General features: G+C 37.2%; 29 protein-coding genes. 15 read left to right on the forward strand and 14 right to left on the reverse strand.

Annotated elements, in window-relative coordinates; all coding sequences use genetic code 11:
* The first annotated feature begins 39 nt into the window (after window positions 1–39).
* A complete protein-coding gene (locus ACF8D3_RS06235; protein WP_004879177.1) occupies window positions 40–267 on the forward strand; it encodes a hypothetical protein in 228 nt (75 codons plus the stop codon).
* 43 nt (window positions 268–310) lie between these two features.
* Here ACF8D3_RS06235 and ACF8D3_RS06240 read toward each other — a convergent pair whose 3' ends face one another.
* Window positions 311–1,045: a phosphodiester glycosidase family protein gene (locus ACF8D3_RS06240; RefSeq protein WP_392470812.1), complete on the reverse strand. Its 735-nt coding sequence runs from the start codon at window positions 1,043–1,045 to the stop codon at window positions 311–313.
* A 172-nt stretch (window positions 1,046–1,217) separates the two neighbouring features.
* On the opposite strand from ACF8D3_RS06240, the gene ACF8D3_RS06245 reads away from it, so the two are divergent.
* Window positions 1,218–1,751 (forward strand): lecithin retinol acyltransferase family protein, encoded by a 534-nt coding sequence (locus tag ACF8D3_RS06245; protein WP_392470728.1) that lies wholly within the window; start codon window positions 1,218–1,220, stop codon window positions 1,749–1,751.
* A 28-nt stretch (window positions 1,752–1,779) separates the two neighbouring features.
* Here the strand turns inward: ACF8D3_RS06245 and ACF8D3_RS06250 are convergent, their stop codons facing one another.
* Window positions 1,780–2,241, reverse strand: coding sequence for a nucleoside deaminase (locus ACF8D3_RS06250; RefSeq protein ID WP_392470729.1), 462 nt, complete (start codon window positions 2,239–2,241; stop codon window positions 1,780–1,782).
* A 333-nt stretch (window positions 2,242–2,574) separates the two neighbouring features.
* Between ACF8D3_RS06250 and ACF8D3_RS06255 the strand changes: the two genes are divergently transcribed.
* Both ACF8D3_RS06255 and ACF8D3_RS06260 read left to right on the forward strand, forming a co-directional pair.
* Window positions 2,575–2,832, forward strand: a complete 258-nt coding sequence (locus ACF8D3_RS06255; RefSeq protein WP_004915387.1) for a YjhX family toxin — start codon at window positions 2,575–2,577, stop codon at window positions 2,830–2,832.
* 78 nt (window positions 2,833–2,910) lie between these two features.
* Window positions 2,911–3,417, forward strand: coding sequence for a GNAT family N-acetyltransferase (locus ACF8D3_RS06260; protein WP_392470730.1), 507 nt, complete (start codon window positions 2,911–2,913; stop codon window positions 3,415–3,417).
* Window positions 3,418–3,498: 81 nt separating this feature from the next.
* On the opposite strand, the gene ACF8D3_RS06265 is transcribed toward ACF8D3_RS06260, so the two are convergent.
* Window positions 3,499–4,083, reverse strand: a complete 585-nt coding sequence (locus ACF8D3_RS06265; RefSeq protein ID WP_392470731.1) for a YceI family protein — start codon at window positions 4,081–4,083, stop codon at window positions 3,499–3,501.
* Between the two features lie 227 nt (window positions 4,084–4,310).
* On the opposite strand from ACF8D3_RS06265, the gene ACF8D3_RS06270 reads away from it, so the two are divergent.
* Window positions 4,311–4,721: an OsmC family protein gene (locus tag ACF8D3_RS06270; protein WP_392470732.1), complete on the forward strand. Its 411-nt coding sequence runs from the start codon at window positions 4,311–4,313 to the stop codon at window positions 4,719–4,721.
* 214 nt (window positions 4,722–4,935) lie between these two features.
* On the opposite strand, the gene ACF8D3_RS06275 is transcribed toward ACF8D3_RS06270, so the two are convergent.
* Both ACF8D3_RS06275 and tkt read right to left on the reverse strand, forming a co-directional pair.
* Window positions 4,936–5,358: an Imm44 family immunity protein gene (locus ACF8D3_RS06275; protein ID WP_392470733.1), complete on the reverse strand. Its 423-nt coding sequence runs from the start codon at window positions 5,356–5,358 to the stop codon at window positions 4,936–4,938.
* 89 nt (window positions 5,359–5,447) lie between these two features.
* The gene (gene tkt, locus ACF8D3_RS06280; protein WP_392470734.1) at window positions 5,448–7,436 is read right to left on the reverse strand and encodes a transketolase; all 1,989 of its coding nucleotides are present in this window, start codon (window positions 7,434–7,436) and stop codon (window positions 5,448–5,450) included.
* A 382-nt stretch (window positions 7,437–7,818) separates the two neighbouring features.
* Between tkt and metK the strand changes: the two genes are divergently transcribed.
* Window positions 7,819–8,985 carry a methionine adenosyltransferase gene (gene metK / locus ACF8D3_RS06285; protein ID WP_392470735.1) on the forward strand — a complete coding sequence of 389 codons (1,167 nt, stop codon included), beginning with the start codon at window positions 7,819–7,821 and terminating at the stop codon, window positions 8,983–8,985.
* A 58-nt stretch (window positions 8,986–9,043) separates the two neighbouring features.
* On the opposite strand, the gene ACF8D3_RS06290 is transcribed toward metK, so the two are convergent.
* A complete protein-coding gene (locus tag ACF8D3_RS06290) occupies window positions 9,044–9,301 on the reverse strand; it encodes a hypothetical protein (RefSeq protein ID WP_004879152.1) in 258 nt (85 codons plus the stop codon).
* 243 nt (window positions 9,302–9,544) lie between these two features.
* Here ACF8D3_RS06290 and ACF8D3_RS06295 point away from each other — a divergent pair, with 243 nt between their 5' ends.
* Complete coding sequence (locus ACF8D3_RS06295) at window positions 9,545–9,727, forward strand: hypothetical protein (RefSeq protein ID WP_004879151.1); 183 nt, start codon at window positions 9,545–9,547, stop codon at window positions 9,725–9,727.
* A gap of 44 nt (window positions 9,728–9,771) precedes the next feature.
* On the opposite strand, the gene ACF8D3_RS06300 is transcribed toward ACF8D3_RS06295, so the two are convergent.
* From ACF8D3_RS06300 to ACF8D3_RS06320, 5 genes are all read right to left on the reverse strand, one after another.
* A complete protein-coding gene (locus tag ACF8D3_RS06300) occupies window positions 9,772–10,332 on the reverse strand; it encodes an FxsA family protein (RefSeq protein ID WP_392470736.1) in 561 nt (186 codons plus the stop codon).
* 185 nt (window positions 10,333–10,517) lie between these two features.
* The gene (locus tag ACF8D3_RS06305; protein ID WP_392470737.1) at window positions 10,518–10,952 is read right to left on the reverse strand and encodes a DUF333 domain-containing protein; all 435 of its coding nucleotides are present in this window, start codon (window positions 10,950–10,952) and stop codon (window positions 10,518–10,520) included.
* Window positions 10,953–11,072: 120 nt separating this feature from the next.
* Window positions 11,073–11,234 (reverse strand): hypothetical protein, encoded by a 162-nt coding sequence (locus tag ACF8D3_RS06310; RefSeq protein WP_007482405.1) that lies wholly within the window; start codon window positions 11,232–11,234, stop codon window positions 11,073–11,075.
* A gap of 500 nt (window positions 11,235–11,734) precedes the next feature.
* Window positions 11,735–11,953 (reverse strand): cold-shock protein, encoded by a 219-nt coding sequence (locus tag ACF8D3_RS06315; protein WP_004879138.1) that lies wholly within the window; start codon window positions 11,951–11,953, stop codon window positions 11,735–11,737.
* A 458-nt stretch (window positions 11,954–12,411) separates the two neighbouring features.
* On the reverse strand, window positions 12,412–13,008 hold the full coding sequence (locus ACF8D3_RS06320) for a LysE/ArgO family amino acid transporter (RefSeq protein ID WP_392470738.1): 597 nt from the start codon (window positions 13,006–13,008) through the stop codon (window positions 12,412–12,414).
* A 148-nt stretch (window positions 13,009–13,156) separates the two neighbouring features.
* Here ACF8D3_RS06320 and ACF8D3_RS06325 point away from each other — a divergent pair, with 148 nt between their 5' ends.
* Both ACF8D3_RS06325 and ruvC read left to right on the forward strand, forming a co-directional pair.
* On the forward strand, window positions 13,157–14,044 hold the full coding sequence (locus ACF8D3_RS06325) for an ArgP/LysG family DNA-binding transcriptional regulator (RefSeq protein WP_392470740.1): 888 nt from the start codon (window positions 13,157–13,159) through the stop codon (window positions 14,042–14,044).
* Between the two features lie 124 nt (window positions 14,045–14,168).
* Complete coding sequence (ruvC, locus tag ACF8D3_RS06330; protein WP_004879133.1) at window positions 14,169–14,714, forward strand: crossover junction endodeoxyribonuclease RuvC; 546 nt, start codon at window positions 14,169–14,171, stop codon at window positions 14,712–14,714.
* Window positions 14,715–14,716: 2 nt separating this feature from the next.
* On the opposite strand, the gene ACF8D3_RS06335 is transcribed toward ruvC, so the two are convergent.
* Window positions 14,717–16,273, reverse strand: coding sequence for an NAD(P)H-hydrate dehydratase (locus ACF8D3_RS06335; protein WP_392470741.1), 1,557 nt, complete (start codon window positions 16,271–16,273; stop codon window positions 14,717–14,719).
* Window positions 16,274–16,294: 21 nt separating this feature from the next.
* Between ACF8D3_RS06335 and queG the strand changes: the two genes are divergently transcribed.
* Together queG and bioB are read left to right on the forward strand one after the other, a co-directional pair.
* A complete protein-coding gene (queG, locus tag ACF8D3_RS06340; RefSeq protein ID WP_392470742.1) occupies window positions 16,295–17,404 on the forward strand; it encodes a tRNA epoxyqueuosine(34) reductase QueG in 1,110 nt (369 codons plus the stop codon).
* A gap of 94 nt (window positions 17,405–17,498) precedes the next feature.
* Window positions 17,499–18,488, forward strand: coding sequence for a biotin synthase BioB (gene bioB, locus ACF8D3_RS06345; RefSeq protein WP_007482417.1), 990 nt, complete (start codon window positions 17,499–17,501; stop codon window positions 18,486–18,488).
* 50 nt (window positions 18,489–18,538) lie between these two features.
* Here the strand turns inward: bioB and ACF8D3_RS06350 are convergent, their stop codons facing one another.
* Both ACF8D3_RS06350 and ACF8D3_RS06355 read right to left on the reverse strand, forming a co-directional pair.
* A complete protein-coding gene (locus ACF8D3_RS06350; RefSeq protein ID WP_019384290.1) occupies window positions 18,539–18,751 on the reverse strand; it encodes a hypothetical protein in 213 nt (70 codons plus the stop codon).
* A gap of 125 nt (window positions 18,752–18,876) precedes the next feature.
* Window positions 18,877–19,224 carry a hypothetical protein gene (locus ACF8D3_RS06355; protein ID WP_004879121.1) on the reverse strand — a complete coding sequence of 116 codons (348 nt, stop codon included), beginning with the start codon at window positions 19,222–19,224 and terminating at the stop codon, window positions 18,877–18,879.
* A gap of 488 nt (window positions 19,225–19,712) precedes the next feature.
* On the opposite strand from ACF8D3_RS06355, the gene ACF8D3_RS06360 reads away from it, so the two are divergent.
* The 4 genes from ACF8D3_RS06360 to ACF8D3_RS06375 all read left to right on the forward strand — a co-directional run bounded on the left by ACF8D3_RS06360 (window position 19,713) and on the right by ACF8D3_RS06375 (window position 24,689).
* Window positions 19,713–20,246 (forward strand): fimbrial protein, encoded by a 534-nt coding sequence (locus ACF8D3_RS06360; RefSeq protein WP_004879120.1) that lies wholly within the window; start codon window positions 19,713–19,715, stop codon window positions 20,244–20,246.
* Between the two features lie 84 nt (window positions 20,247–20,330).
* Window positions 20,331–21,062 (forward strand): molecular chaperone, encoded by a 732-nt coding sequence (locus ACF8D3_RS06365; protein ID WP_004879118.1) that lies wholly within the window; start codon window positions 20,331–20,333, stop codon window positions 21,060–21,062.
* Window positions 21,063–21,123: 61 nt separating this feature from the next.
* The gene (locus ACF8D3_RS06370) at window positions 21,124–23,676 is read left to right on the forward strand and encodes a fimbria/pilus outer membrane usher protein (RefSeq protein WP_392470744.1); all 2,553 of its coding nucleotides are present in this window, start codon (window positions 21,124–21,126) and stop codon (window positions 23,674–23,676) included.
* A complete protein-coding gene (locus tag ACF8D3_RS06375; RefSeq protein ID WP_392470745.1) occupies window positions 23,673–24,689 on the forward strand; it encodes a fimbrial protein in 1,017 nt (338 codons plus the stop codon). The genes ACF8D3_RS06370 and ACF8D3_RS06375 overlap by 4 nt, the downstream gene beginning before the upstream one ends.
* The last annotated feature ends 229 nt before the right edge of the window (window positions 24,690–24,918 follow it).

Genomic DNA, 24,918 nt, shown 5'->3' on the forward strand with positions numbered 1-24,918 from the left:
CTATATTTCGATCTATGTTAGTTTGTGAATGAAGGCTCTATGAGTTTTTGGCAAAAAATGTTCAGTGCAGATCAACAGTATAACGAACAGAAGAATCAAACTTCTTGCGTTGAAAATGATTGTTCTTGCAAATCAAATGAACAACTATTGGATGCTTTAGTAAAAGCAACTGATGAAGATGTCATTAAAGGCATTAAGAAAGTACTGATTTCTCGCGGCTACAGCCGCAAAGAGTTACTGGCGATGATCAATCCACCAGTACAATAAGAAAGAAAGCCCTAATCTCTCCTTGAAAGATTGGGGCTTTTTACTATTTACAGGCTTTTCTATTTATTTCCGCAACAATTGGCCCTAAATTCGCTCTTTTATCATGTCGTTTAGTTTCATTTAAATATAAGCTTGAGATCGAACCATCCAAATACAAAGCTTGATCAATCTGCAATTGCTGTTTAAAAAATTGGGCAAACTGATAAAAACTCACCCTCTGTTGTGAAATCACAAAATACAATTGATTATCTTTGATTCCTACACCATTTCTGATTTTTAAAGAATTTGATTCTGGCAAAAATTGGGAGTTGATCTTTCCATGATTGATTAACATTGGCCCTGATTGTGTCGCAAAAAGCGCCCTAAATTTACTTTTCTTATAATCTGCCGTGGTTTGAATTACAACATTTTGATGATTCCATGCCAGTACACCATTGGGTTGCATAAAGAAGTTCCCAAAACCAGTTTCTTCATTTAACTGAGATGTTTGCTTGGCTTGCTCTACATACAAACCGACAGGCCGAAAGTCCGCATGATACATTCCTGCGTTCATTGCAAAACTCATTTGAGCACAAGCTGGAAGATTTGCTTGGAGACGAGAAAAATTATGATAATAACGATCTGAATTTTTATCTTTTAAAAATAATTCTAACTGATCTGGTTTTTCAACTTTAATCACGTCATACGTGATCTGATCGATCTGAATACTTTGATATTGTGCTGCATGTAATTCAGCTACCGAGTACATTAATAAAAAAGCTAAAAGCCAAATCTTCATCGTCATTTTATATATGAAGCCAATTTTTATTATTTTCACATAGCAAAATCAATCCTGAAAACAGCAGATACAAACTCAACACATAATCATAGGATTCTATGTCTAAATATGCTCGATTGATTCATTATTTTTCACTAAAATAACACTGTAAATACAATATTTTTGTATCAGCATGCAGCAAAAACATCAACGCTTCCCTCTTGGTGCACACCTGATCGTAAAACACTTTGGTTATAGCCATCATGGAATTTATGCAGGTCGTGGACGGGTCATCCATTACTCAGGTTTTGCTCATATTTTCAAAAAGCATCCGATTGAAATGACCTCTATCCAACGTTTCGCACGTGGAAAAACGATCCACACAAGAGACTACCAATCACCACGCTACAAAGCAAAGGCTGTTGTTCGGCGTATGCGCTCACGTATGCATGAAAACCATTACCATTTGATTATTAATAATTGTGAACATCTCTGTACGTGGGCAATTACAGGTATAGAATCCAGTACTCAAGTTGAACGAATGCAACGGCGTTTGGCAACAATTGGTTATGTCAGCTCAATTATGAGTTATATGAATAGTATTATGCTTACGGTTGCTACAGCATGTTTTGCTATCGTGTTATACATCAAAATCATGCTCCGTCGTCAAGCCAAGAAATCCACACCAGCATATTTATTACTGAAAGAGAAACAGACTAAAAAGTGATAATAGTAAGGTTCAAGTGCACATAAAGTTATTTCTCTTGATAGCTTTGCCATAACTTATATAAATCTAAGTTCTGCAACGGCGTAATTTGTTTAAATATTAATCCCTCTTGTTTTTCAGGCGGCATTCTCAGCATTTCAGCAAGATTTGCTGTCGATAATGAAAATGGTTCTGCATCAGCATTGGAAAATGCATAACGCACTTGGTTAATTCCTGCCATACGCATCGCAGCTAAACACATCGGACAAGGCTGCCCACTTGCATAGACGATACAATCTTCTAAATTAGGATTACCTAAAGTTTTGCCAGCTTCCCGTAATGCTGATAGCTCAGCATGTGCTGTAGGATCATTGGTTAATTTGATTTGGTTGACACCTGTAGCAATGATTTCACCATTTCTCACAACCAATGCTGCAAAAGGTCTACCACCTGATTTTGCATTTTCTAATGCTAAATCTACTGCTTTCTGTATAAACAGTTGATCATCCATCTTTGTCTTACCTTAATAATAAAATTCAAGCTATATGTTTAAAGGCTTTTAATAAAATAATGCTTTTATTATAAATTGATCAAGAAAATCAGACTACACATGATCATAACCCATTACAAATAAAGTAAAATTCACATAATCCTTTACTTTAAATATAAGCACCTATATATTCAAATCATATATTTCATATCCAATCTACATCGAGGATTTTATGTTGGAGATAGCAGTAATCTGATAACCATATTTCAATGAAAATTTGAAATGGGTTATCAACGCGAATTTTCAGGCTGCATGCCTATCTTTGCTTTTGATTACTTATATCAGGATTCCAACATGAACCTATCCAAGTCTGAACAACGGACTTTACACGTCTTAGCCAAAGGCGGAAAAATCGTAAAACTCAAAAATGAATCTGGACAACTCATCGCTGTAGAATGCTATAGCCGTGAAGGTTTTGTTTTATCTGATTGCACTCTCGATGTTTTTCGAAAACTTAAAAAGAAACGATTGATCAAATCACAGGAAGGACAACCCTATCAAATCAATTTGAATGGGCTTAGAAACGTACGACCTCAACTCGATAATCAATAAACATCCTTAACAATCATCTGATGAAGCAACAATATAATTTTGCTTCGTCAGTTATTTAAAAACATATAGGCAATTAAAATGAATATTCAAATCCGTGATGAACAAAACACTGACATCCAAGCAATTTCTGATTTAACCACGGCAGCATTTAATGATGAAGAATACTCTAGCCATACAGAGCAATTTATCGTAAATGCGCTTAGAGCAGCTAAACAACTTACTGTCTCTTTAGTTGCTGAAACTCAAGGAAAAATCGTTGGCCATATTGCCTTTTCACCAGTCTCTATTTCAGATGGTGCGACAGATTGGTATGGTTTAGGTCCTATTTCAGTTCTACCTGAATATCAAGCAAATGGTATAGGCTCTCAACTTATCAAAGAAGGTTTGAATAGAATCAAGGCACTGAATGCAAAAGGATGCGTCTTACTCGGTGATCCTAATTATTATGGAAAATTTAGCTTTAAGGCTGATGCTAGATTGATCTTAGAAGATGTTCCAGCAGACTATTTTCAAATTCTTGCTTTTACCGACCACATACCAAGTGGTTATGTGACTTATTCAGAAGCATTCAATGCTACTGCATAGTCATTTTCTCTAGATAATGAGCAAATAAAAAAGCTCACGGCTATTGAGCGTGAGCTTTTTTGAAGTTTGAGTACTTCGATATTACTTAGCAGCAGTTGCTTCAGTTGTAATATTTACAGTGATCTTATCCCCTACATTAGGCACATAGTTTCCGATACCAAATGCAGAACGATCAAATGAAGTCGTTGCATTAAATCCAATTGCAGGTACTTTAGCCATTGGATGCTCACCTTGTTTATTCAGCACAGCATCTAAAACCACAGGCTTTGTCACACCTTTAACGGTTAAATCACCCGTAATTTTGAAGTGTTTCTTGTCTTTAGTTTCGACTTTAGTACTTTTAAAAGTGATATTCGGATATTTAGCTGCGTTAAACCAAGCTTCTTCTTGGAACTCTTTATCCAAAGCAGGAACATTTGTATTCACACTGCTGATTGGAATAATCACATCTACAGAAGAGTTTGATGGTTTGGCATTATCAACTTTAATCACGCCTTGAATATCAGTGAAATTCGCGCTCGGAGTTGAAAAACCAAAGTGATTCCAGCTAAACACTGTTGCTGTATGTGTTGGATCAATTTTATAGTCTACTGGCGCAGCTAAAGTTACAGAACTTGCGATGGCAACGGCTAAACCTAAGCTTAAGCTTAATGTTTTAAATTGCATTTTTCGTATCCTTGTTTGATATAGTGATTAGTGTATACATCAAGTATTTTTATTCATTATTCTTTATAAAACGATATGTTTCATCAGTGCAACAATAAAAGGGTTACAGCGCGTATTAAACTCAATATGATTAGACAGATTCGATACTAGACAATTGGATAGTTCATTCGTATTCTCGATTGATCTATGATTTTTTTAATTTTAAAAGATTCACAACAAGGTAAATCATGACTTATTCTACCCAAGCACTCAGCACATCAACTCCCTATCGTGTAACACTTACAGATACTTCTGGTCATACATGGTATGCAGATGAGCCTATGGACAAAGGTGGGCAAGATACTGCGCCAAACCCAATACAGCTTGTTCTTTCCGCTCTTGGTGCATGTACCACAATTACGTTAGAAATGTATGCCAATCATAAAGGAATTAAGCTTGAGCATGTTCAAGTCAATTTAGCACTAAATCCAAATGGTGATCCTGAATCAGGACAAAATAATATTGAACGCAAAATTATCTTAAAAGGTGAATTTACTGAAGATCAACATAAACGATTACTCAAAGTTGCTGAGAGCTGCCCTGTTCATAAATTACTAACTTCTAATATTTCGATTCAAACTGAACTGAGTGTAGGTTAAGTCTATATCACTACATCAAAGTTATTTTTCTATATAAAAATATGCCCATAGAATTTTTAGTTTGATAACTGATATTTCTATGGGCTGGTAATTGTGAGCTTATTTAGTTTTACTGAAAATTCAGAAAGGTATATTGCAATAATTATAAATACACTTTTCAATATTTAGTCAAACAGATCAGAAATCAATTTAAGATTAAATATTTATAATAATTTTATAGCCAACCCTCATTTCGTGCAACATCTAAAGCATCAGATCGAAGTCGCTCTAATTCCTCATAATTATGATCATCCAATTTTGGTTTTACTTTTTCAAACTTTTCTTTAAGTAAATCCAAACTTCTCATCAGCATTACAAAAATTAGTTTTTGACGACCTAAGTCATCTGTTGTATTGAATACACTAGGATCTATCTTTAAACGAAAATCCATACTTCTTTTTTTTACAGAATATTTGACTCGCTCACCAAAATCATTTGGTCCCATCATTACCGTAATACAATCCCAACTATCTAAAGGCAAATCATATGACTTATTTTTTAACTCTTTCTTAAGTATTTCTTCCACATAGTTTCGAGCTAATTGTAATCGAGTAAGTTGCTCCTCATTTAATACTTCTTTCCTTGATTCACTACTCATCCATATTTGCATATTCAGCCCTTATTGATTCCATTTAATCGTCATAAAAAAAGCGCCCTATTCAGGACGCTTTTTTACTCTTAATTCAATTAAGCAGTCAATTCTTTAACAGCAGCAACAACCGCTTCAGTTGTGATACCAAAGAATTGGAACAAGTCTTTTGCTGGTGCGGATTCGCCGTAAGTGGTCATACCGATCACTTTGCCGTCTAAACCAACAAACTTCCACCAGTAATCCACATGAGCCGCTTCAACCGCTACACGCGCACGGATGTGCGCAGGCAATACCGCTTCACGATATGCAGCATCTTGCTTCATGAATTCTTCAGCACATGGCATAGACACAACACGCACACCTTCAAGTTGTGCATATGCTTCCATTGCCAATGAAACTTCTGAACCTGTTGCAATGATGATTGACTTCAATTCGCCTTTCTCTTCAGCAAGTACATAACCACCTTTTGCAACGTTTTGAATTTGAGCTTCATTACGCGCTTGGAATGGTAAGTTTTGACGAGAGAAAATTAATGCTGATGGGCCATCTTTACGTTGAAGTGCTGATTTCCAAGAAATTGCTGCTTCAACTGTGTCACATGGACGCCAAGTATTTAAGTTTGGAGTACCGCGTAAAGATGCAATTTGTTCAATTGGTTGATGCGTTGGACCATCTTCACCTAAACCGATTGAGTCATGTGTATAAACATGAATCACACGTTGCTTCATTAATGCAGACATACGTACTGCATTACGCGCATATTCCATAAACATCAAGAATGTTGCAACGTAAGGAACAAAGCCACCGTGTAAAGCCACACCATTCGCAATTGCGGTCATACCGAATTCACGAACGCCGTAATACACATAGTTACCCGCTGGGTTTTCTTGTACGCCTTGGCAACCTTTCCAAAGTGTTAAGTTAGAACCCGCCAAGTCAGCAGAACCACCTAATAATTCAGGCAGTAATGGGCCAAATGCTTGTAATGTATTTTGGCTTGCTTTACGTGTAGCAATGGTTTCAGCTTTAGCATTTGTTTCAGCAATGAAAGCATCTGCTTGTGCAGCAAATTCAGCAGGTAAATCACCATTGATACGGCGTAATAATTCAGCCGCTTCAGTTGGATATTTTGCTTGATATTGAGCAAACAATTCATTCCACGCTGCTTCAGAGGTTTGACCTTTTGCTTTTGCATCCCAAGCTGCATATACATCTTCAGGGATAACAAATGAATCTTCTTTCCAACCTAAAGCTTCGCGAGTTAAAACGATTTCGTCTTTACCTAATGGTGCACCGTGACAATCTTCTTTACCTTGTTTATTTGGCGAACCTAGACCGATAATCGTTTTACAGATAATAATGGTTGGCTTACTAGCTTCAGCTTTTGCTTCAACAGTTGCTTGACGAATTGCATCTGCATCATGACCATCTACACGAAGTACTTGCCAACCATAAGCGTTGAAACGTTGCTCAGTGTCATCACTGAACCAGCCTTCTACTTCACCGTCAATCGAGATACCGTTGTCATCATAATAAACAACAAGCTTACCAAGACCTAAAGTACCTGCAAGTGAACATACTTCGTGAGAAATACCTTCCATTAAGCAGCCATCACCCAAGAAACAATAAGTGAAGTGATCAACAACGTTTAAGTCATCTTTGTTGAACTGAGCAGCTAATGTTTTTTCAGCTAAAGCGAAGCCAACAGCATTGGCGATACCTTGACCTAATGGACCTGTCGTTGTTTCGATACCCGGTGCGTAACCATATTCTGGGTGACCTGGTGTTTTAGAATGTAACTGACGGAATTGCTTTAAATCTTCAATAGATAAGTCATAACCCGTTAAATGCAATAAAGCATATTGCAACATAGAACCATGACCATTTGACAATACAAAGCGGTCGCGGTTCGCCCATTGTGGGTTTGTTGGGTTATGATTTAAAAACTCACGCCATACGACGTCAGCGATATCTGCCATCCCCATTGGTGCACCTGGATGCCCTGAGTTTGCCTGTTGCACAGCATCCATTGCCAAGACACGAATTGCATTAGCAATACGACGTTCATTTAAAGGGGTTGTCATAAGTCAGAATCCGATTAAATCAATGTGATAAAGAAGACGAGAAATCATCTTTCAAAAATTGAGACTATTGTCTTAAAAAAACGACATGGGGTAAAGTCTAATACACGATATTTCTTATATTTCGATCATTCATTTTCAATTATGTGAACAAATGTTCACAGCGTAAGCAAAAGTAAATATCTCTGGTTTGTAGAATCTATTCGCTTATTCAGAAAAATATTAAAAATCAATCCTAACATATAAGCTTTACTGATACACATATCAATAAAAACACAATGAAAATGCAATAAATTTATGGTTTTTAGTCAGCTTGTGCTAGTCCTATGAGCCAAGTCGATGTAACATACTCTGTCTTTTTGAAAATAACCATGATAGGACGTTCATGCGCGAGTATGCTGTTTTTACTTCAGAATCTGTAAGCGAAGGTCATCCAGACAAAATGGCTGACCAAATTAGTGATGCGATTTTAGATGCAATCCTAAGAGAAGACCCGTATGCACGTGTCGCTTGTGAAACATTAGTAAAAACAGGCGCGGTTGTTCTTGCTGGTGAAATTACAACGATAGCAAATGTCGACTTTGAAGCAATTGTGCGTCAAACCGTAAATGGTATTGGCTACCATCACTCTGATTTAGGTTTCGACGGATCAACTTGTGCCGTGATCAATATGATCGGTAAACAATCTCCAGAGATTGCTCAAGGTGTTGACCGTCAAAAACCTGAAGATCAAGGTGCTGGTGACCAAGGTCTAATGTTCGGTTATGCAAGCCGTGAGACAGATGTGCTTATGCCTGCACCGATTTCTTACGCGCACCGTTTGATGGAGCGTCAAGCAGAGTTACGTCGTTCAGGTGCTCTACCTTGGTTACGTCCAGATGCAAAAAGCCAAGTTACTTTTGCATATGAAAATGGCAAACCTGTTCGCTTAGATGCTGTCGTGCTTTCGACTCAACATGACCCAGAAATTACTCAAGCTCAGCTAAAAGAAGCTGTGATTGAAGAGATTGTTAAGCCAATCATTCCTGCTGAAATGTTCCATGCAGGCACAAAATTCCATATCAACCCAACAGGTATGTTTGTCATCGGCGGCCCTGTAGGTGACTGTGGTTTAACTGGTCGTAAAATTATCGTTGATACCTACGGTGGTATGGCACGTCACGGTGGTGGTGCATTCTCTGGTAAAGACCCATCTAAAGTTGACCGTTCAGCTGCATATGCTGGTCGTTATGTTGCAAAAAACATTGTTGCTGCTGGATTAGCAGATAAATGTGAAATCCAAGTGAGCTATGCAATTGGCGTTGCTGAACCTACTTCAATTTCAATCAATACCTTCAATACTGGTAAAGTATCTGATGAGTTGATCATTCAACTTGTTCGTGAACATTTTGACTTACGTCCATATGGCATCACACGCATGCTTAACCTTATTCAGCCAATGTATAAGCAAACGGCTGCTTATGGTCACTTTGGCCGCGAAGGTTCAGATACAGCATTTACTTGGGAAAAAACTGACAAAGTTGAAATCCTTAAGGATGCAGCAGGTCTTTAATTGCTCTGCATCAATTAGTAAAAAGCTCGCATTTTGCGAGCTTTTTTTATTCCCCAATCTAATTTCCCGAATTCATATTGTCTTGCTTTAAAACTTCAAAAATAGACGTATTTTGAACAGGTTGCTCTTCTTGATGATGTTGCGAATACAAATGTGCAAGTTTTACAATAACCACAACAGCTAAACACGCAGCAACACAGAACATCCACATACCGTAAGGGCTGCGAATATGTTGAGAACCACAGTAAGGACACTCCTTATCTGTAGACGCGACCACCTTGTCGCAACATGCACAATGATATTGATATAACATCATTTGTTCCTCCCACTCGTTATTTTTTATTTTCTTTTTACAACAATTTTCACCGTTGTACTTTTATCCTATGAAAAAAAAAACGAGATTACAATGCAGTTATATGACCCATTCTTTCAAATTTACAAAGTTTTTATGTCAATTTAATGAACTACAAGTATTTTTAAATTTTTCTACAGAAGCGTATTATTTTGATCTTTCACATAATTTGCTAAAATATTGCTTTAAATTTATGGAAATAGCACCATGACTCAATTAATCAATAAAGGTGGATTTCGTGAACGTGCCAACCGTAGTCGAAAATACAAACAGTCAGAAAATGAGGTGACCACTTTGCCACCGAGCCAATACCAACCTCAAGACAAACAGACTACTGTCGCCAATAATGCAGAAAATAACCAAACTACAGATACAAACAACAAACCATAAAAAAGCACACTTTTGATCGTGTGCTCTTCTATAACTAAACCGAATTAGTTTACATCTTTAAATTCAATTTTCTTTTGATCTGGTTTTACTTCACGCGCTTCACCATCAATCACGGTTGAGTCACGATATTGCCCACCACCTTGTTGATTTTGCATTTCTTGCATCTGACGCATTAAATCAGCAAATGGACTTTGCCCTGAAGCACCACCGCCCATACCACCCATCATTTGGTCCATCATCGCTTGTTGACGCTTTGCCATTGTTTTCATCAATGCATTGCGGAAAGCTGTTTGTACCGATGGGATTAACACTAAAACGGCGATTACATCAGAAATCAAACCTGGTAGCATTAAAAAGAAACCAGACATCGCTATTGCTAATTTCTTAGTTACCTCTGGATCAGCACCCAACTGCCCTGTCATTTGCATTTGCTGTAACTGAGGCATGATACCTGACGTGCTTGAACGCAGCATATTCAAGCCAATGAAAAATGCGATAATAAACCAGAAGAATACATACCACATACTTCCAACGAGATCGCCCACGCCGATCCAAACCAACACTTCAGCAATTGTGCCAAAAACCACGATAAGAAGTAGATTCATGTTAAATCTCAAAATAAAACAATGTGCATATTGATAAAACAATGCTGACACATTTAATAAAATAAACTCAATAAATTATTTGATGGGTTCTTTTCTAAATTTATCAAGTCTGATGTTTATGTTTATTACATAAAAAAGCTCTCAGTTGAAATCAATCAATTGAGAGCCTAGAAAGAATTTATAAATTAACCACAAGTTGCATTGGTAATCTTTTTAGATTGTGGATCAATCGTTACTGTAACGCGGTTCTCTCGATAATCCATAGTTACAGCTTGATTAGGCCCAACACTACGCACGATCTCAGACTTGGTTTTTTGCTTAATTTGTTCTTCGCTAAGCCCTGATTGACCAATTAACTTTTTTGCCTCATCAGCAACACATTTCGGTTGGCTAGCACGGAATAGCTCCCACTCCTCCACCACCTGACCATTTGGCAACGTGCAGTATCCAACCTGACCATTTGTTTCATTTCTAATTTCCAACTGACCACCTTGCTCAACGCAATATTTACTTGCTGGATTCGCCATACCAATTTTTGGTGGCATATCGTCTTTATTTGGAGTTGAAGAACACGCTGCCAATGACATAACAACTGCACCTAAAAGTAAGATCTTTTTCATATTTTTGAATTCTTGCAAAAAAATTTAATATAGCAAACAAATGATAAATTTATGTCTATGAATTGAAACAAAGAACTCCAGTTATGATTAACTCATCGTTTAGTTCAACGAATTAAATCATCATTGAATAATGATGTACTCAAGCCGAATAGCCTGATCAACCAAATAATGATCTTTGATAATATAAAAATATGGTCTCGTGTTTACCCACTCATCCATTTCCAAAATGGCTTCTGTATAACCCATCACTGCTGAAAAATCTTTTACTTGTAAAATATCCATAGGCTTATCCCTTTTCTTATAGATATAAGCCTAACATAGAGTAAATATTTCCTTGTAGCTCAAAGCTCAATCTTGCCAGTCATTTTATATTTTTATAATTTATTTTGGCTAAATTTCAAACATTAAAAAAGCACCCGAAGGTGCTTTCTTTCTCTTATAAGCCTGTTGCGATCAGAACCACAAAACTGAACAACAACGAACCTAAAGATCTTTTACAATGTACATGAACTTCTTGCTCAAACCCTTGAGAGTATCGCTCTAAGTTTTCCATAACCTAATGCTCATTTAATGTACTGCAATTATTAATTTGCCTAAATAATGTATGAAATGAAATTAGCAAAAAGTCGTAGATCAAGCTAGGGTAAAAATTTAAACATATGGTCAATTAGTGACAAAATTAAGCAATTTCACTTAAATTTCTAATGGTTTTTTGCAATTTTTCTAAATTATTAATATTCAAATAAAAAAGCCCACCAAAGTGAGCTTTTTTATATTTATTCTTAGTTTTGAGCAACTACAGTAATAGCAGTTGCTTGAGGTCCTTTTTTACCTTCAGCTACAGTAAAAGATACACGTTGTCCTTCATGAAGAACTCTAAAGCCGTTGCTTTGGATTTCGCTAAAGTGAGCAAAAACATCTTGTCCAGAATCAGCATGAATAAAACCAAAACCTTTAGTTTCATTGAACCATTTAACTGTACCAGTCACAGTGTTAGACATAAATTTAACCTATTTGAAAATTCGTAATACTTAGCAGCAAATAACTTGGAATAATAAAACTATGACACTAAAATCTGATAAAACGAGAAGTTTGGACAAACATACGAAATTAGAGATTTGCTGAATCAACAGAGTTATTCTTCTAGTTAACTATCACTATACACGACTTTACTTTTTATAAGCAATCCCTATTGCTTCAACCACTCATATAAATGGATGACATAACATTCAAAAACTAAGATTGATCTACGAAAGCCATTTCCAAAATTATTTAATTTCAATATTTTTCAATAAGATAGATTAATAAAAACAAGTCAAATAGATAAGATTTTCAATTAAATTCTCTTACATTTTTCTTCTTATGCAATTGATCAAGTTTCAGCAACATATTTTGAATAACGAAAAAGTAAATATGATTAAAAATCATCCCACACATCAATTTTTAACCCGTTCCAATTTTAAATAATTAACATCGTAGCAATTGCCCACATTGTGATCCCAATTAAAACGTCTAAAATTTTCCAAGATGTCGCTCTTTTAAATAAAGGAAGTAACATCTTTGCCCCGTAGCCTACTGAAAAGAAAAATATCCAAGAAGCGAGTATTGTGCCTGCCGCAAACTGATACAGTTGATCCGAAAATTGTACTGAAATTGATCCGATCAAGATAATCGCATCCAAATACACATGTGGGTTTAACCAAGTGAATGCTAAGCATATTCCGATAATTTTGAGTAACGAATCTTTTTCAATATCACTTGGGTTTAGCGAAGAAGAATTTTTTATAGCTGAATAGAAATTACGCAATCCGTAAAAGAATAAAAATGCTGCACCAAAATATTTGCTCACGGTAAGGAGAAGTGGAAAGTTAGCAATAACTTTGGAGAATCCTGTTACGCCGAAGTAAATCAAAATAGAATCAGATAATGCACAGATAAAACAAACCCAGAATACATACTGCTGCTTTAAACCTTGTTTTAATACGAATGCATTTTGCGCCCCTATTGCTAAAATCAGAGAGAAGCCAATTCCAAGCCCATATACAAATGCACTCATTCAATTTTTCCACAAACTAAAAATATTAAAGGGATTTATTTCTTTACACATTCAGATCACGCTGAAAGATTGTTATTATCTTTTTTTTAATTTTTAATTCAGTAAAATTAAGTTTATTTCAGTTCAACTAAGTTTTTTTAAGGAAATTATGCTCGATAGCAAACAATGTGAAGCTTTCTTTGCTGTTGCAGAGACAGGTAGCTTTGAACATGCAGGCCAAAGACTGTGTATTACCCCATCTGCTGTGACATTGAGGGTTCAAGCACTTGAGAAGCATTTAGGTCAGCTCTTGCTGATACGTGGCAGACCTTGCGTTTTAACTCAATCAGGTCTACATCTATTTGAATATTTACAACATAGTCGGCGTTTAGAACAAAATTTGTTATATAGTCTCACAGGCGAATCTGAATCTAATTATTTTAAAACGACAATCGCAACGAACGCTGATTCATTAGCAACGTGGTTGCTTCCCACACTGAAAGATGTGCTCATCCAAGAAAAAATTATGGTTGAATTTAATTGTGCCGATCAGTCGCATACTTATTCATTACTGGAAAATGGGACAGTCAATGCATGTATTTCTATCGAAAGTGCAGCCATGAAAGGTTGTAATGCCATACATCTAGGATCTATGCGTTATAAAATGGTTTCAACGCCATTGTTTCAAAAAAAATGGTTTAAGAATGGAATCACGAGAGAAAGCTTAAGGACTGCCCGTGCAATTATTTTCAATCACAAAGATCACACCCATTTTGACGTACTCGAAAAGATGTTTGGGTTAACAAAAGGCACTTATCCATGTCACCTTATCCCATCTTCTGAATCCTTTGTCACGGCAATCCAGCTTGGCTTGGGATATGGAATGGTTCCAGAATTTCAACTCGAACAGGCTTTTAAAGATAAAAGTTTAGTTGAGATTTTACCCGAAGCTGAAACAGATATTGCTTTATATTGGCACCATTGGAATCAACAATCTGCTCCTCTTCAAGCCTTAACGACACATATTGTCCAAAAAGCGAAAATAGTTTTGAGATAGCTCAAAATATAAGCTGCCTACAAAACCACCTATTTCTTTAAAATTCAAAATACTACAAAAATAATATGCAGCTAAAAGCCTTATATGTAACAATATCAACAATCTTTTATTCTTATAGTGCTGCATGTCATTAATTATTGGTATTGACCCTGGTTCACGCTTAACAGGTTACGGAATTATTGAGAAAGATGGCAACAAGTTACGTTTTGTCGATGCAGGCACGATTCGTACTGAAACACAGGAAATGCCCGAACGTTTGAAACGTATTTTTGCAGGTGTAGAGCGTATCGTTAAATTTCACGGGCCAACAGAAGCTGCGGTAGAGCAAGTCTTCATGGCACAAAATCCTGATTCTGCACTAAAGCTTGGTCAAGCGCGTGGTGCAGCCATCGCGGCATTGGTGAATTTGGATTTACAAGTGGCAGAATACACAGCGCGTCAGATTAAACAATCTGTCGTGGGTTATGGCGCGGCTGATAAAGAACAAGTCCAAATGATGGTGATGCGCTTATTAAACTTAAGCATTAAACCCCAAGCTGATGCGGCCGATGCCCTTGCTGCTGCTATTTGTCATGCACACGCTTCAGGAAGTATGAGCAAAATGGCTGTGCTGAATGCTTTAGGTGGGATGGCAAGAGGAAGAAGCCGCTCCAGTACTAGAAGGCGTTAATATTAATGATTAACGACTTCACAAATCACTTTCCCCATATCATGCGCTTGCAAACCCCTCATACCTTTTTCAGCCAGTAAATCTCCTGCCTGTGCATGTAAGCTAACAATTGCATGTAATGCAATTTGTTCATGAAATTGAGCTTTTAAACTCGCAATCATGCCAGCCAATACATCCCCCATACCTCCTGTCCCCATACCCGCATTACCTTGGGTACAGATAAATAATTCGCTTTCTAAGATTAAACTACCAGCACCTTTTAGCACCCATTGCCCTGCATATTTTTGCTGTAGTTGATAAATTGCGTCTATCCGATCCTGTTCAATGTCAACAGGATTACAACCTAATAAAGTTGCTGCTTCGCCTGAATGTGGAGTCGCATAGATATGATCATTTAATTGTTGCGGATGCTTTGATAAAAACCAAAGTCCATCTGCATCAAGCACAACTTTTAAATGTGAATTTTGATTGAGTAAATCGAACCATTGCTGATAAATCCGCTCTGCCCATTGATCACGTCCTAAGCCCATTCCAAAACAGACTGCATCGACTTGCTTTAATAGTTGTTGAATCAGGTCTTGATCTAACGCATTAATATCTCGAACCATGATATTGGGCGAACGTGACAAAATCGCTTGATGATGTTTGCTATGACAAATCACAGTCACTTTGCCAGCACCTGCATGAAAAGCGGCTTCAGCTGACATAATCACGGCTCCGCCCATATCCGCATGACCGCCAATAACGAGTACATGCCCGTAACTGCCTTTGTGACCAAATGCCTGACGTTTCGGCAATACAATTTTTTCAGGTGATAAATAGGCAAATGGTTTTAATGCTTTATCAATTGGAATCAGGCTGACTAAGTACAATTGACCGACATATTCTTTGCCTTGTCCCGTAAATAAGCCTGCTTTATACCCCAAAATGGTAAAGGTATGATCCGCTTGTATTGCACAAGGTAAAGCTTGTCCTGTATTAGCGTGTAATCCACTGGGAATATCAATCGAGATTTTTAAACCTGTTTGTGCATTAAAACACTGAATAATTTTTTGCCAATCTTCATTCAACGCTCTATTTAAGCCAATCCCAAATAGTGCATCGATATGACAATCAATCTTTCCTAGCATCTCCTTATGAAGATGAGGGGTATACTCCGCAAGATCACCAATGACATTGCTATTTAAATCTGTAGACGACTCGCTGTGAAGAATAGAAGCTGCAATATCATTTATTGGCTTCATTTCAACTTGCTGAGATTCAGCATACACATAGGCATGTTTTAAATCAGTAGAACTTCCCATTTCAGTTGAGAATACTGTTACATTGAAACCTGATTGCTTCAAAAATGCAGCAATATAATAACCATCACCAGCATTGTTACCCTGCCCACACCACACAGCGATATTTTGGATATTTTGTTGATGAAATTGCTCAATCAGTTGCTGCGATATTGACCAAGCTGCTTGTTGCATTAATCCTAAAGAGGAATTTTGCTGAGCAAACCAACGCTGCTCCCATGCTTGAATACTTTGGCTATGGTAAACTGAACGTTGCATATTATCCCCTATTATTGGTTTATGGCTTCATCCACACCTTCAGGAAAATCGCTTGATAAAATCGAGCTGCAACAGCTTGATCCTCAAGAACTTAAAACATGGATAAAAGCTCAGGCTTTGGACTTGGGCTTTTCTGATTGTGTCATTGCCAAACCAGATGCTCAAGATCAAATGCCTCGTTTTAAAGAATATTTAGAACGCGGCTATCATGCAGATATGCACTATTTAGAAGAAAACTTACAAAAACGTGCTGATCCCACCTTATTGGTTCCAGGAACTAAAAGCATTATTTGTGTGCGTATGAACTATCTTGTCGCATCCCCCCAGCCCCGTTATGTACCATTTGAACCAAATTCTGCCATTATTGCCCGTTATGCACGCGGTCGTGATTATCACAAAGTGATGCGTGGGCGGCTCAAAACGTTAGCAAGCCGAATTAAAGAAAAAGTGGGCGATTTTGAGTCACGCCCATTTGCTGATTCAGCACCTATTTTTGAAAAATCCCTAGCTGAAAGCGCAGGTATGGGGTGGACAGGAAAACATACTTTACTGATTCATAAAAAATCAGGTTCTTTCTTTGTATTGGGGGAGCTATTTACCTCTCTCGAACTTCCTTTTGATCAGCCTGCAACGGCACACTGCGGTTCATGTACAGCCTGTATTGATATTTGCCCAACACAAGCGATCGTTGAACCTTATATGTTAGATGCAAGGAAATGCATTGCATATTTGACCATTGAATATAAAGGTATTATTCCAGAAGAACTCCGCCAAGGTATTGGCAATCGTATATTTGGTTGTGATGATTGTCAGTTGATTTGCCCTTGGAATAGTTTTGCTAAAATGGCAACAATCCCTGATTTTGATGCGAGACATAGCTTAGATAACATTAGTTTGCTCGATATTTGGCAATGGGATGAAGTAACTTTTTTGGCCAATACCGAAGGCAGTCCGATTCGTAGAACTGGCTACCAATCTTTTAAACGCAATATTGCAATCGGGCTTGGAAATGCGCCATACTCAGTTGATGTAGTCACACAATTGCAAGAAGCAAAACCTTTGCACGATGAGATTGTCAATGTACACATTGATTGGGCAATTGAACAACAATTGCAACGAGCCAATGTATAACAAATAGAAAATTGATGTTTTTTGCCCTTTGGCTTTGGCACGATTTCTGTATGATTAATCTCAATGTTTGTAATCAATCATCATGGATATAACAATGACCTTACGTAATGACTGGACTCGTGATGAAATCCAAGCTTTATATGATCAACCTTTTTTAGACTTAGTATTTGAAGCGCAAAGCGTTCATCGTCAACATTTCCAAGCAAATACGATTCAGGTCAGCACCCTTCTTTCGATTAAAACGGGTAAATGTCCAGAAGATTGTAAATATTGCTCTCAGTCAGCACATTACGACTCAAAATTAGAAGCAGAAAAACGTATTGCAGTTGATAAAGTGATTAGCGAAGCACAAGCTGCAAAAGAATCAGGTTCATCTCGTTTCTGTATGGGTGCTGCATGGCGCAACCCACATGAAAGAGATATGCCTTATGTCTTAGAAATGGTTCGTGAAGTAAAAGCCTTAGGTTTAGAAACTTGCATGACGTTAGGTATGCTCAACCAATCGCAAGCTGAGCGTTTGAAAGATGCTGGTTTAGACTATTACAACCACAACCTAGATACATCACGCGAGTATTATTCACATATCATTAGCACTCGTACTTTTGATGATCGCTTAAATACACTCGATCATGTACGTCAAGCAGGTATGAAAGTATGTAGTGGCGGTATTGTCGGTTTAGGTGAAAGTCGTAATGACCGTATTGGTCTATTGCAAGAGCTTGCTACGATGCCAGTACACCCTGAGTCTGTACCAATCAACATGCTTGTACCTATCGAAGGCACACCACTCGCTGAAGTGGAAAAATTAGATGTGACTGAGTGGATTCGTACAATTGCTGTCGCACGTATCATCATGCCACATAGCTATATTCGATTATCAGCAGGACGCGAATCACTCAGTGATTCTGATCAAGCACTTGCATTTATGGCTGGTGCAAACTCATTGTTCTCTGGTGAAAAACTGTTAACAACTCCAAATGCTGGTGAAGGCAAAGATCAAATTTTATTTGCTAAACTCGGCTTAACTGCTGAAAAAGCAAAGCCTACAGTTGCAGAACTCTCCGTAGATGCTATGAGCGCATAAATATAAAAGCCTTGTCGATTGACAAGGCTTTTTTCTTGGAATAATTACACTTATATAGATGTGACTAAAATCCCATATTTTGCAGTAAGAAACATTCCAACTCTAATCACATCCACTCCAGCTGCATGCGTAACAGATAGCTCCTGCGTATGTACATCAAAATGGAATGAATCAAATATCTCTTGATGATGCATTAACCATAAAATGGTATCAGCGACATGCTCATCAACTGTATACGTTTCCGACTTAAAATCCTTATCCATAATGCTTTATTGAGATAAATTGATTTAAACATCATAACCAAATCATCTATCAAAAGCAGTAGGATAAAAAAACACTTAGTCAAAGGAGATAACTAAGTGTATTAACGAGGAATAAAACTTAGCGATTAGGCAGCTTTAGGATTAATCAATGTCTGACCTGCTTTTAAGCTATTTATGGCCTTTGGATTAAACTCTAATGTCAGGACGTGATTGTCTAAATGAACATGATAAGAACGAATCAATGACTGTGGTCCATCTTCTGTATCTAACACATACTCATCCGCGATATTTAGGATACCTTCGAGATTGGTTGTACTAGACGCACGATCATGGCTGAACAAGTCGTAGATTGTCTGTAAATTAAAACTTGTATGTTGTTCTGTAGGATGACTTTTTAAGTGTTGCTCTAAGAACAATACAAATTTATGTGCGAAGAAATAATAGTTAGGTTTATGTGTATAAAGCATGTTCATTTATAGCTCCTTTAGATGATTTTTTCATCAAATCATGACTAAAACACTAAGGATTGAATCTTAAAAAAATCTTAAAAAAAGTTTGGCGTTTTTGTTAACGAACTTAAAAATCTTCTGCTTTTATTTTTAACAAAGGTTCAATTTTTTGATGATTACTGAAGTCCTGTCACAAAAACTTCATATAAAAAAACCGCTATTTTGTATAAAAAATAAACAAACAATCCACTATTTCTTAAAAAATAAATCTTAAAAACAACATTTTTTGTTGAAAATTCACATAATCAGGAAAGCAATTTCAGAAAAACTAAAAAATAAACAACAAGTTATTTCAGTCAGCTTAATAATTATTTAAGAATTACTAAAAATGTGATGCAGTTTGCATTTTATTTATTAACTGGTATATTTCGCACATTACTTATTCAGCGCAAAAACTTAACTGGAAAAGTAATCTAATTCAAACTTTTAGCTGATGTCTTAGAGAAATTATTATGAAAAAACTTGCTTTGCTCGCTACTCTTTCAGTTGTTGGTATTGCTAGCGCTCACGCTGCAGATGGCACTATCACAATCAATGGTTTAGTGACTGATAAAACTTGTAACATCGTTACTCCAGCGGGTAAAGATTTTACAGTTACGCTTCCAACAGTTTCTAGACAAACTCTTGCGAATGCAGGTGATGTTGCTGGCCGTACACCATTCCAAATCAACTTAGAAGATTGTTCAGAAGGTAAAGTTGCAACTTACTTCGAACCAGGTGCAACTGTTGATTTCAACACTGGTCGTTTAATCAACCAAGCTGCTAGCGGTGCTCAAAACGTTGACGTTCAACTTTTAGGTAGCAACAACCAAGTAATCCCAGTTTTAGCTGCTGGTGCTTCTGGTGCTCAAGCGAACTCTCAATGGGTTGACGTTGTTGATGGCGGTAGTGCAGATCTTAACTACTACGCTGAATACTATGCAACTGGCGCATCTACTGCTGGTGAAGTAACAACTAACGTTCAATACACAATTATTTATCAATAATTTGTTGATCGCTGAGTTTCTATGTTCTAGAGCATAGAAACTCTTTTTATTTAAATTCATCTGCCTTTTTTGAGAATGTTGAGCATGTCATTTAACGGTTGTAAATTTTTGTCTGGTTTAGCACTTTGTTCAGTTATGGCGACTGCCGCTAACGCTGAGATAATCATTCATGGCACACGCGTGATCTACCCTTCTGATGCACGTGAAGTAACTTTACAACTAAGCAATAATGGCTCAAAACCTGCTCTCGTCCAAGCTTGGATCGATGAAGGTGATCCTAAAAGCACACCAGACCAATCTAAAGTGCCTTTTATGATTACACCACCTATTTCCCGTGTAGAGCCAACTAAAAGTCAAACACTTCGTATTACGGCTTTACCAAATGCGTTACAACTAGATCAAAAACAAGAAACTGTACTTTGGTTAAACGTTCTGGATATTCCACCGAGACCAACAGGCAAAGGTACAGAAACTGTTCCAGATAACTTTTTGCAACTTGCAATTCGTTCAAGAATTAAATTTTTCTATCGTCCAGCAAGTATCAAAGAAGATGCCAACTTAGCTGCTGACAAATTGCAATGGCGTCGTGTTGGTCAAAACATTGTTGTTAAAAACCCAACCCCTTTTCATATCACGATGACTTCAATTTATCAGGCCAATGGTGATAAGAAAGTTGATTTATTGCCTAAAGGTTTAATGTTAAAGCCTTTTTCTGAAGATCAAGTTCAGTTAAAAACATCGAACACTGAAAAAATGAGTTTTATCAATGTCAATGATTACGGTGGCCGTGTCGAAAGACCGATCAAATTCCAATAATCATTATTCGTTTAGATAATCAATAATTTTAAGTACCTATACCATATAGGCGATTTTTAATATGTCAAAACAGCACGCAACATACAGATTATTAAAGCGTCATATTTGCTTTTACCTTACTTCAGGCATGATCAGCATGACTCTGCCTGTGATGGTACATGCAGATGAACCTACACAAAAAAATGCTGTAGAAGCTGAGTTTGACTCTTCTTTTTTAATCGGTGACGCACAGAAAATCGATATTTCACGATTCAAATACGGTAACCCTGTTTTACCGGGTGAATATAACGTCGACGTATATGTAAATGGTCAGTGGTTCGGCAAACGTCGAATGATGTTTAAAGCTGTAGACCCAAAAGAAAATGCAATAACCTGTTTTAATTCAAGCACCTTACTTGAGTATGGTGTAAAGCAAGACGTTCTTTCGCAACATATTGCGAATCAATCAAAAAACAGTTGTTTAAAAATTGAAGATTGGATTGAAGATTCTTTCTATGAATTTGACACTTCAAAATTACGTATTGATATTTCAATTCCTCAAGTTGCTTTACAAAAAAATGCGCAAGGTTATGTCGATCCAAGTATTTGGGATCGCGGTATCAATGCTGGCTTTTTATCGTATAGTGGTAGCGCCTATAAAACATTTAATACGACTGGCGATAATAAAGAAACAACCAACGCATTTATGGCAGTTACTGCTGGGGCAAATATTGCAGGCTGGCAATTACGCCATAATGGTCAATGGCAGTGGCAAGACAATCCGACTGAAAACCAAAGTAAGTCAAACTATCAGTCAACAAGTACCTATTTACAACGTGCATTCCCACAGTATCGTAGTGTATTGACACTAGGTGACAGTTTTACCAATGGCGAAATTTTCGACTCATTTGGTTATCGTGGTGTCGATTTCTCTAGTGATGACCGCATGTTACCAAATAGTATGTTGGGCTATGCCCCACGCATCCGTGGTAATGCAAAAACCAATGCAAAAGTTGAAGTTCGCCAACAAGGTCAATTAATTTATCAAACCACGGTTGCTCCGGGTAGCTTTGAAATTAATGATCTCTATCCAACAGGTTTCGGTGGTGAACTTGAGGTTTCTGTAATCGAATCAAATGGTGAGATTCAGAAATTTGCTATTCCTTATGCATCTGTAGTTCAAATGCTCAGACCAGGTATGAGCCGATACTCATTAACTGCTGGTGAATTTCGTGATCGCGATATCGAGTTAGATCCATGGGTTGTGCAAGGTAAATACCAACGAGGAATTAACAACTACCTCACAGGTTATACTGGCTTTCAAGCAACTGAGAAATATGCTTCAGTTTTGGCTGGTGCTGCTTTTGCAACACCAATCGGTGCGATCTCTCTAGACGTAACACATTCAGAAGCTGATTTTGAAAGAAAAGAATCTCAATCAGGTCAAAGTTACCGTTTAAGTTATAGCAAATTAATTACACCAACAAATACTAACTTAACCTTAGCAGCCTATCGCTACTCGACTGAAAACTATTATAAATTACGTGATGCGATTTTAATTCGTGATTTAGAAGATCGTGGTATGAATAGCTACGCTGTAGGTAAGCAACGTAGTGAATTCCAAATTACCTTAAACCAAGGTTTACCTGATGGTTGGGGTAATTTCTATATGGTCGGCTCTTGGGTTGACTACTGGAATCGCAATGAAAGTACTAAACAATACCAAATTGGTTATAGTAATAATTACCATGGTTTAACCTACGGCCTCTCGGCGATCAATCGCCAAGTTGATTATGGATCAAGTAATCAAACACGTGATACTGAATATTTGATGACATTGTCATTCCCGCTCAGCTTTAAAAAGCATTCTATGAATGTGAATGCCAATGCATCTCAAGACAGTAGAACAGTTGGTGTAAGTGGAACTGTAGGTGATCGTTTCAGTTATGGTTCGTCAGTAACACATCAAGATCGCAGTAATCCAACCTTCAACGTCAATGGACGCTACCGCACAAACTACACAACTGTTGGTGGCTCATATAGTGTTGCCGACTCTTATCAACAAGCCATGGTTAGCTTAACTGGTAATATCGTTGCTCATAAAGACGGTGTTTTATTTGGCCCAGAGCAAGGTCAAACGATGGTTCTTGTATATGCACCTGATGCCGCAGGTGCGAAGGTAAATAACACAACTGGTTTAAGTGTAAACAAAGACGGTTATGCTGTTATTCCATATGTAACGCCATATCGTTTAAATGACATTACTTTAGATCCTCAAGAAATGTCGACAAATGTTGAATTAGAAGAAACAAGTCAACGTATCGCACCTTATGCTGGTGCGATTGCTAAAGTCGATTTTTCTACGAAAACAGGTTACGCAATTTATATTGCTACAAAAACAGCAAATGGTGAAAACCTACCTTTCGCAGCACAAGTATTTGACAAAAATAATGAAGCTGTAGGCATTGTTGCTCAGGGTAGTATGGTCTATCTCCGTACCAAGAAAGCACAAGATCATCTCGTTGTGAAATGGGGTGACGATAGCGCTGAACAATGTGCAATCTCATATGATGTCACAACTGAATTGGCTAAAGATCAACAGAACTTAATAATGACTGAGGCGGTTTGTAAATGAAGAAAATACTAATAACTGGTGCTTTATTCACAGCTGGTCTTGGCTTTAGCACAGTATCAAATGCTTTTTGTACTTTAAGCTCTGGATTCTCAACTGTTGATATTTCCATGGCAGTTGGTCGCGTAGTCGTACGCCCTAGCGATGCAGTAGGAACTATTTTACGCAAAGCAACGTTCCCTATTAATCCAAATGGTTCTACGTTACGTTGCACATCAAGTTCTGATCGAATTTACGCTGATTTAACACAAAACTATCCAATTAGCTCCCTTGGAAATAGTATTTACACAACAAATATTCCTGGTATCGGTATTCGTTTATATCGTGAAGCAGAAAATGCGACCAATTTCTCTGGTTACTATCCATATTCTCGGAATTTAACACCCGGTACAACTTATAATTTAGCTCAGGGTTACTTTGTTGTAGAGATTGTTAAGACTGCAAGCCAAACAGGTTCTGGCACCTTAGTTCCCGGCCGTTATAGTTCTTATTACGTTACAGGAAATGCTAGTAAGCCATTCTTAACAAGTACTGTTTACGGAAATGCAATCACCATTGCATCTTCATCATGCGAGTTACAGGGAAATATCAATAAAGTCGTTACCCTTCCAACTGTGACTAAATCAGGATTCTCTGGAATCGGATCGACCCAAGGCCCGCGATCATTTGATTTAAATATTCTTTGTAATGGTGGACAAAACCCTACTGGCTATGAAGAGAAAAATCTAATTAGTTTAAGTTTTGATTATATTCAGGATGGTACAAATAATCAGGTACTTTCTAATACAGCACCCGCTTCAACGAAAGCAAATGGTGTAGGTGTACAATTACTCTGGAATTACGACAACAAAAATCAAGTTATTAAAAAAGGCGATAAGTTAGAAATTGGGACTGTAAAATCTAACGAAACGATTCAATACAATGTTCCAATGACAGCACAGTACTATCAAACTGCGGCAAATGTAACCGCGGGAACTGTGCGCGCTATGGCAACCGTTACGATTGAGTACGACTAGAATAATTTATAAGACTTTTACTCACCTCAAATTATTTCTATATAATTTGGGGTTTTTTATTATTTGCAACATAATTATCACTTTTAAAGAAAAATACAAATCAAATCACAATATTAAAAATTAGTTAAAAATACATTATCTATTAAAAATATTAAACAGTTCACATTTAAAAAATATTTTTAACTTCAACCCAAAATTAATATTGCCTTAATAATAATTTTCATGCAGA

Origin of the sequence: Acinetobacter sp. YQ_14 (assembly GCF_043102985.1) — a bacterium.
GTDB lineage: Bacteria > Pseudomonadota > Gammaproteobacteria > Pseudomonadales > Moraxellaceae > Acinetobacter > Acinetobacter venetianus.

Coding starts and splice junctions, on each gene's coding strand:
- ACF8D3_RS06275 (WP_392470733.1), bottom strand. CDS start 5,358: ATGAGTAGTGAATCAAGGAAAGAAGTATTAAATGAGGAGCAACTTACT.
- ACF8D3_RS06245 (WP_392470728.1), top strand. CDS start 1,218: ATGCAGCAAAAACATCAACGCTTCCCTCTTGGTGCACACCTGATCGTA.
- ACF8D3_RS06335 (WP_392470741.1), bottom strand. CDS start 16,273: ATGCAACGTTCAGTTTACCATAGCCAAAGTATTCAAGCATGGGAGCAG.
- ACF8D3_RS06270 (WP_392470732.1), top strand. CDS start 4,311: ATGACTTATTCTACCCAAGCACTCAGCACATCAACTCCCTATCGTGTA.
- metK (WP_392470735.1), top strand. CDS start 7,819: ATGCGCGAGTATGCTGTTTTTACTTCAGAATCTGTAAGCGAAGGTCAT.
- ACF8D3_RS06350 (WP_019384290.1), bottom strand. CDS start 18,751: ATGGATAAGGATTTTAAGTCGGAAACGTATACAGTTGATGAGCATGTC.
- ACF8D3_RS06320 (WP_392470738.1), bottom strand. CDS start 13,008: ATGAGTGCATTTGTATATGGGCTTGGAATTGGCTTCTCTCTGATTTTA.
- ruvC (WP_004879133.1), top strand. CDS start 14,169: ATGTCATTAATTATTGGTATTGACCCTGGTTCACGCTTAACAGGTTAC.
- ACF8D3_RS06240 (WP_392470812.1), bottom strand. CDS start 1,045: ATGAAGATTTGGCTTTTAGCTTTTTTATTAATGTACTCGGTAGCTGAA.
- ACF8D3_RS06255 (WP_004915387.1), top strand. CDS start 2,575: ATGAACCTATCCAAGTCTGAACAACGGACTTTACACGTCTTAGCCAAA.
- ACF8D3_RS06265 (WP_392470731.1), bottom strand. CDS start 4,083: ATGCAATTTAAAACATTAAGCTTAAGCTTAGGTTTAGCCGTTGCCATC.
- queG (WP_392470742.1), top strand. CDS start 16,295: ATGGCTTCATCCACACCTTCAGGAAAATCGCTTGATAAAATCGAGCTG.
- ACF8D3_RS06355 (WP_004879121.1), bottom strand. CDS start 19,224: ATGAACATGCTTTATACACATAAACCTAACTATTATTTCTTCGCACAT.
- ACF8D3_RS06290 (WP_004879152.1), bottom strand. CDS start 9,301: ATGATGTTATATCAATATCATTGTGCATGTTGCGACAAGGTGGTCGCG.
- ACF8D3_RS06370 (WP_392470744.1), top strand. CDS start 21,124: ATGTCAAAACAGCACGCAACATACAGATTATTAAAGCGTCATATTTGC.
- ACF8D3_RS06360 (WP_004879120.1), top strand. CDS start 19,713: ATGAAAAAACTTGCTTTGCTCGCTACTCTTTCAGTTGTTGGTATTGCT.
- ACF8D3_RS06365 (WP_004879118.1), top strand. CDS start 20,331: ATGTCATTTAACGGTTGTAAATTTTTGTCTGGTTTAGCACTTTGTTCA.
- ACF8D3_RS06315 (WP_004879138.1), bottom strand. CDS start 11,953: ATGTCTAACACTGTGACTGGTACAGTTAAATGGTTCAATGAAACTAAA.
- ACF8D3_RS06300 (WP_392470736.1), bottom strand. CDS start 10,332: ATGAATCTACTTCTTATCGTGGTTTTTGGCACAATTGCTGAAGTGTTG.
- ACF8D3_RS06235 (WP_004879177.1), top strand. CDS start 40: ATGAGTTTTTGGCAAAAAATGTTCAGTGCAGATCAACAGTATAACGAA.
- ACF8D3_RS06325 (WP_392470740.1), top strand. CDS start 13,157: ATGCTCGATAGCAAACAATGTGAAGCTTTCTTTGCTGTTGCAGAGACA.
- bioB (WP_007482417.1), top strand. CDS start 17,499: ATGACCTTACGTAATGACTGGACTCGTGATGAAATCCAAGCTTTATAT.
- ACF8D3_RS06310 (WP_007482405.1), bottom strand. CDS start 11,234: ATGGATATTTTACAAGTAAAAGATTTTTCAGCAGTGATGGGTTATACA.
- ACF8D3_RS06260 (WP_392470730.1), top strand. CDS start 2,911: ATGAATATTCAAATCCGTGATGAACAAAACACTGACATCCAAGCAATT.
- tkt (WP_392470734.1), bottom strand. CDS start 7,436: ATGACAACCCCTTTAAATGAACGTCGTATTGCTAATGCAATTCGTGTC.
- ACF8D3_RS06375 (WP_392470745.1), top strand. CDS start 23,673: ATGAAGAAAATACTAATAACTGGTGCTTTATTCACAGCTGGTCTTGGC.
- ACF8D3_RS06295 (WP_004879151.1), top strand. CDS start 9,545: ATGACTCAATTAATCAATAAAGGTGGATTTCGTGAACGTGCCAACCGT.
- ACF8D3_RS06250 (WP_392470729.1), bottom strand. CDS start 2,241: ATGGATGATCAACTGTTTATACAGAAAGCAGTAGATTTAGCATTAGAA.
- ACF8D3_RS06305 (WP_392470737.1), bottom strand. CDS start 10,952: ATGAAAAAGATCTTACTTTTAGGTGCAGTTGTTATGTCATTGGCAGCG.